Origin of the sequence: Pseudomonas sp., from assembly GCF_050739995.1 — a bacterium.
Taxonomy (GTDB): domain Bacteria; phylum Pseudomonadota; class Gammaproteobacteria; order Pseudomonadales; family Pseudomonadaceae; genus Aquipseudomonas.
The window spans coordinates 1-6,373 of record NZ_JBOICG010000209.1 but is presented as its reverse complement, the minus strand read 5'-3'; the positions used below and the strand labels follow the sequence as shown (position 1 = coordinate 6,373).

Here is a 6,373-nt window from a genome sequence, read left to right as displayed (position 1 = left end):
GGCCAGAGTATCCAGGGTGATATCCAGGTTGAGAGACCCATTGAAGGTGTGGCTCAGCCGCATATGTTGATGGTGCAAGCCGCTGAGGCTGAACAGTTCGCCCGGACCAATCACCACCTGTTGAGCGATCATTCGCTGGAACACTAGACGCATATCCACCGGTGCTACCGACTGCAACCAGAAGCTGGCCCCGGCGATAGGCATTCGATAGGTCACACACCCTTCCAGGCGTGCATTCAGGCGCTGACTCATGGCCTGTGCTTGCTCGTGTAAGTGCTGGCGCAGCGTCAGCAGGTGTTGGTCGAAGCGCCCACTCTGGTAGAGCTGGGCGATAGCGCGCTGGCGGATCGACGACAACCTGAATGAACGCAGTAGAAATTGACGCTGCAGCTCGCTGCTCAGGTGGCGCGACAAGACGTAACCGAAAGGCGCTTCCGGGCCGAGTACCTTTTCGAACGAGGAGAACACGATCAACCGTTCCGGGTTGACCAGGGTTCGCAGGGGCGCCTGGGGCGGCGCGAAGCTCAGTTCGCCGAATGTGTTGTTCTCCAGCAACCAGCAGCCATAGTGGTCCAGCAGGTGCGCCACACGCAGGCGCTCTTCGGCAGACAGGGCGCTGCCCGACGGCATACTGACCACCGATGAGAGCAGCACCAGGTGCACCGGCTCGTGACGAAGCAGGTGCTCAAGGGTCGCCAGGTCCAGGCTGCCGTCGGCCTGCCAAGGCCATTCGATGACCCGCACACCTGCAGCCTGCAACAGGCGCAAGATCAAATAATCACAGGGGGACTCGACCACCACCACACTGCCTTTAAGGCCCAGCACATCAATCAGTATTTCCAGTACGCCCTGCAAATCTGCGCCGATATACACATCATCAGCCTGCCAGCATCGTGTGGGCGACGAGGTATAACGGGCCGCCAATGCCGTGCGCAGCTCCCAGACGCCGCAGGGTTGCGACCAGGGTTGGAGCTGGTGCGGATGCCGACGCACCAGTTGGCGCTCCAGCATCAGCAAGGCGCCATCGAGTGCGCCCAGCAGCGCCGGTTCATCACCACTGAGTACGGCCATTGCCGGACGCCGTGCCGCGGCATACAAACGCTCAAGAAGGTCCGAACCCGCCGCCATCTGCAGGTTGGCGGCCACCGGCCAGGCAAAATAGCCCGACTTGGCCACCGAATAGACCCGCCCTTCCTTTTCCAGCAGCGAGTAAGCGTACTGAATCGTCGAGATCGATACGCTCAACCGCGCCGATAACTGCCGTAGGGACGGCAGTTTGACCGGTGTTTCAAGACTGACCTCATTGATCAGATTGATCATGTAGCGGTACACCGCCTGGTAAGCGAAATCCGTTTGTCGTTCGCCTCGCAAGGTCATTGCCACTTACCTGGGCTAACAGGCCGGTGCACGGGGCTAACGCCCCGACAACTGCGAGGTATGCGCCTGGGCCAAACGCCAGTTGCGCAACTGAGCACCCTGCTCTATCTGCACAGGCCGCTTGCGATACAGGTGTTGCAATAACGGTAGTGACAACCCACTGGCATCCACTGCCCATTGCTGCAACATATCTGCGGCGGGTTTGCCTTGCAGCACGTTGTGCAGCTCGGGAAGCGCCACCAGCATGCCCGGGTGGCATTGACGCAGGTAGCCCTCCAGCCGTTCGCCATGGTGAATGAATGGCGAGAACAACAAGCAGGTCAGTTGCGCTTCATTCAGGCCAAAAAACTCCTGGGCATAGGTCGTTGACAAAACACGTCCTTCGCTACCGCTTGCCTGGCCAAGCAGGCCTTCTGGAATCTGTCGGCGGCACATGTAGTCCATTGCCTGTCGGACAAAGCCATTCACACCCTCCTCGTAGGAAAGCTCACGCAGGCATTGCGCCTGTAACCCATGCAAATGCGCCATCAACATTGGATTCGGGTAGGCCGAATGGCTGAAGTGGAAAGCAAAAGGGTCCGGTTTGTGGCCCAGGAACTGCGTGAGCAACGCTGCCGAGTCAACGCCCACATCGTCGAGCAGATCGTCGATTCCGATATACGCCAAGTGACGATGGCCGCCCAGCCCCGGCGCCTCGGTGCCGACGTAATGCTCACCGTAGAGATCCCGATAGCAATCGGTACTCCACTCCTGCATACGCGTAAACAACACATCGAGCGATACCGGCCTGCCGGATGGGATGATGGCGCCCGCTGCCATGGCCGTCTTTTTCAGCCAGGCCAGGTATTGGTTTTGCTTGCGCGCAGAGTCGCCACTGACCACGGCATGCACACCACCATTCCACGTCGTGGCCCGTTGGTAGAAATCACCCAGGTTCAAATAGATGTCGTTGCACAATGTCGCCCGAATATCGCCTGACGTCATGTGCCCGATCATCAGCATGTTGCGCTGGCTGATCGCGCGCGCCGCACTCGACGCCGGACGCCGATGATTGAACGGCAATACCTCCTGATTCTCTACGAGCAGCAGTTCGACGCGAGGGTCATCGTGGAAAAACAACGCGCTGTAGCCCTGATGCAGGGTATCCAGCGTCGTCTGGGTCATCCCCGCATGCCGCAAGGTCGCGACCCGCAAATGAAAAGTCCTGGGCGCACGCCCGGCAATGGTCAATTGCGCCGCCCGAAGCAGCGCCAGGGTATAACTGCTGACTGCACCGCCGCCGTGAGCGACGAGCACCTTGTAATTACCGACTTGTTCCATACCGCCGGCGGCCACCACAATTCGCTGAATCAACAATTGAAGTGCCGTACGCTCTGCGCGAGTGAAGTACCCGACCAACCGTTGCAGAACTTGCTGATAAACATAGTTCATGGCTTGCTCGTGAATTGCGCTCATTGTTCTACTACCCAAGTTTGAATATCAGTTTCAAGCAACTGCCAAGAGCAACTGCCTGACCTCTTACATCTGTAGGTTTATGACTTGTTACAGGGTTATGAGGATGAACCAACATTAGCACCTTGCAACAAATGCACCGGAGCATCCCTGAAGACCTTGCTCGACCCAACCTCTAATGGAATCGCGGCCTGCGGCCTTGTGGTGACGAAAACGCCTGCTCTTAGGAATAATCCGACAGTGCCCTACACCAATTTAACTAACGAATTAGAGAAGTGTCCGACCAACATCAATCACCACTTTCATTCGATTGCCGAAAAAAAGCCTGGGCGTTCTCAATGAACTTCTTGCGCATACAGGTAGGACCAAATTAGTTACGGCCGCGCGACGCGATAGTTTTATATATTCAATCATGGCTCAATCCTTGAGATGACGGTGAAGGCACAATTATCGGCACTCAAATAATGATTAACAGATACAGAACAACACCAGAAACCAGTTCAGATGAGCAACCGACCGCACTTTAGTGGCGCCCACACGACAGCGCCGCGCTGTATTTCAGGGCGGCGCAAGGGGCAAAGGTATTGTTTACGGGGCAGAGGCGCCCGGCATTGGCTTAACCCTGACGCGGGTTAAGCCCTGACAAATGGCGCATTTGCCTCATCCACTCGGACTCAAGCGCGCTCATTTGCGAATACTCCTACAGCTCAAACAGCCGCAACCTGCAAAGCAACTCGCTCGCGGCACGGGCATTCGTCCATATATCGGTGTGCTTCGACGAACTGGTTGAACGGGAACACCGTGGTTTTCAACGGTACCAGCACGCGGTCAGCGGTCAGTTGGTTGATGTCACGCAGTGCACGCTGCAGAGCCACCTGGTCCTGAATAATGCCCAGCTCCGGTTTGCCGGTGAAATTACCGATGCAGTGCACGAAGAACTGAATGTTCTTCTGGAACGCCGCACACGCCGGGAACGGTGTCTGGTTGCCGCCCTGCAAGCCATAGAGCACCAGGCTGCCACGGGGGGCCAGTACGTCACCGAGCATCGACATCTGTGGGCCACCCAGGCCATCGAACACCACATCCACACCGCGATTATCGGTGAGTTTGTTGATTTGCATGAGCAAGTCTTGCTCTTCAGTCACGATCACCTTCTCAGCCCCAAGGGACAGCAGGTACTCACGCTCCGAACTGTCCTTGGTCGCGGCAATCACCCGCACACCCAGGGCTTTGCCCAGTTGCACGAACGAAGGGCCGGCACAGTGGCTGGCGTCGGTCACCAAGGCGAACTGGCCGGGTTTGACTCGCGCCAGGTCCACATAGGCAAAGTAGGCAATCAACAGCGGTGTGTAATGCACGCTGGCTTCAATGGGGCTCAAGACGTCGGGATAACGGGTCAAGGCCGAGCGTGGCAGAACGATCTGCTCGCCATACACCGGATAATCATTGGGGCTCTCGGCCGGAAAACTGGCCACCTTATCACCCACTGCCAAATCATCCACACCGTCGCCCAGGGCAACCACCACGCCGGCCATTTCATGGCCAAGGCCCGAGGGCAGGCGAGCATGGGAGGACGCCAGGTTCTGGCGCCACAGAATGTCGTACCAACTGATGCCGATCGCATCGACACGCACCTGCACTTCGCCCGGAGCGGGCTGCGCGGCTGCATGCTCTTCGCACTTGAGCACCTCGGCCGGACCAAACTTGTGAAAACGGATCGTGCGGGACATCGCAAACCTCGCCAAAGTAACCTCTAATGCCATGAACTCTATCTGGGCTTTCCGGGCAAGGCCACCGGTCGCCGTTAATAGTCAACATGCCTGCCATTGATTCCGCATCTGAGGAATAGACCTCAGGTCTTGTAAGAAAACGCAATTACTCGGTGCAGAGTACCAGCCTTTGCCCGTAAGATTCATGCCGGTCATTCTTCTTATATGGCCGCTCTCGTCAAGTTTGCTGACTCTTCCAGGACACAAGATGAACCGTAACGACCTGCGTCGTGTCGACCTTAACCTCTTGATCGTATTCGAAACCTTGATGCATGAGCGCAGTGTGACCCGCGCCGCCGAGAAATTGTTCCTTGGCCAGCCGGCCATCAGCGCGGCCTTGTCGCGCCTGCGTGGGCTGTTCGATGACCCGCTGTTCGTGCGTACCGGACGCAGCATGGAGCCGTCGGCCCGCGCCGTGGAAATCTTCGCCCTGCTCTCCCCGGCCCTGGACTCGATTTCCACCGCCGTCAGCCGCGCCGCCGAGTTCGACCCGGCCACCAGTACCGCAGTGTTCCGTATCGGCCTCTCCGATGACGTCGAATTCGCCCTGCTGCCCCAACTGCTCAAACGCCTGCGTGCCGAAGCCCCGGGCATCGTGCTGGTGGTGCGTCGGGTCAACTACATCCTGATGCCTGGCCTGCTGACCTCCGGCGAAATATCCATTGGCGTCAGCTACACCGCCGACTTGCCAGCCAACGCCAAGCGCAAGGTATTGCGCCGCAGCCTGCCAAAACTGCTGCGTGCCGACAGCGTACCGGGCTCCCTGAGCCTGGATGACTTCTGCAGCCGCCCCCACGCACTGGTGTCATTCGCGGGCGACCTCAGCGGCTTTATCGATGAAGAGTTGGAAAAACTCGATCGCAAACGCCATGTCGTGCTGGCCGTGCCGCAGTTCAATGGACTGGGCACGCTGCTGGCCGGCACCGACATTCTGGCGACCGTGCCGGATTACGCGGCCGAAGCACTGACCTCCGCTGGCGGCCTGCGCGCCGAAGACCCGCCGTTGCCGGTACGCACCTTTGAGCTGCATATGGCGTGGCGTGGGTCTCAGGACAATGATCCGGGAGAGCGCTGGTTGCGTTCGCGGATTCAGATGTTTTTTGGCGACCCTGAGAGTCTCTAGACGTCGTCGAGCAGGCTGTTCATCCTGATCATTTCTGCCTTTTGATAGACCATGGAGATCCATCCACTTCCAGATGATCGCCACACCCAGGGGCATATCTGAGGGCATGCTTTGGATGGTTGAAAAGGATGCCCCCAACCTAAGGATCAACAGTCCCCTCTCGAAAACTCACCCTTTGCTCTTCTCAAACTACTTGGCATCGTGAAAGATGATGCCAAGTGTATGTCGTTGCCCCCAAATTAGCTGGCTGACGCCATGGCGCAGACTCACACGGTAGTATCCACGCGTAGAACGTACGGGACGATGGTTGACTGCAAGTACCACTGCGTCCCCCTGGCGCAAAGGCACCACCTCGGCTCGTCCAGGTTTCTTTGGATCATTCTCTGTCAACACCAACTCTCCGCCCTCAAATTCGCGTCCTGGTTCATTGAGCAGGAAGATGACTTGGAACGGGAAAACATGATCTCCGTAGAGGTCTTGGTGCAGACAGCAGTAGTCGTTTGCCTGATACCGAAGCAACAACGGTGTGGGTCTGCGCTGGCCGGCTGCATGACAGATCTCCCGAAACTCCTCATGGGTGGCAGGAAAGCGCTCATCAATCCGCATTGCGGCATGCCATCGATTAGCAATGGGCGCAAGGTGAGGATAGATC

At 57.8% G+C, this 6,373-nt stretch carries 5 protein-coding genes; 1 reads left to right on the top strand and 4 read right to left on the bottom strand.

Going from position 1 to position 6,373, the window contains the following annotated elements; genetic code table 11:
* The 3 genes from ACRESD_RS07305 to ACRESD_RS07295 all read right to left on the bottom strand — a co-directional run.
* Positions 1-1,377, bottom strand: a 1,377-nt coding sequence (locus ACRESD_RS07305) for a PLP-dependent aminotransferase family protein (protein WP_431750309.1), incomplete at its 3' end; no start/stop codon positions are given.
* Positions 1,378-1,413: 36 nt separating this feature from the next.
* Complete coding sequence (locus ACRESD_RS07300; RefSeq protein ID WP_431750308.1) at positions 1,414-2,832, bottom strand: hypothetical protein; 1,419 nt, start codon at positions 2,830-2,832, stop codon at positions 1,414-1,416.
* A 704-nt stretch (positions 2,833-3,536) separates the two neighbouring features.
* On the bottom strand, positions 3,537-4,559 hold the full coding sequence (locus tag ACRESD_RS07295; RefSeq protein WP_431750307.1) for a zinc-dependent alcohol dehydrogenase family protein: 1,023 nt from the start codon (positions 4,557-4,559) through the stop codon (positions 3,537-3,539).
* A 247-nt stretch (positions 4,560-4,806) separates the two neighbouring features.
* Between ACRESD_RS07295 and ACRESD_RS07290 the strand changes: the two genes are divergently transcribed.
* A complete protein-coding gene (locus ACRESD_RS07290) occupies positions 4,807-5,721 on the top strand; it encodes a LysR substrate-binding domain-containing protein (protein ID WP_431750306.1) in 915 nt (304 codons plus the stop codon).
* 189 nt (positions 5,722-5,910) lie between these two features.
* On the opposite strand, the gene ACRESD_RS07285 is transcribed toward ACRESD_RS07290, so the two are convergent.
* Positions 5,911-6,373: 2OG-Fe(II) oxygenase (locus ACRESD_RS07285; protein ID WP_431750305.1), on the bottom strand; the 463-nt coding region annotated here is incomplete at its 5' end.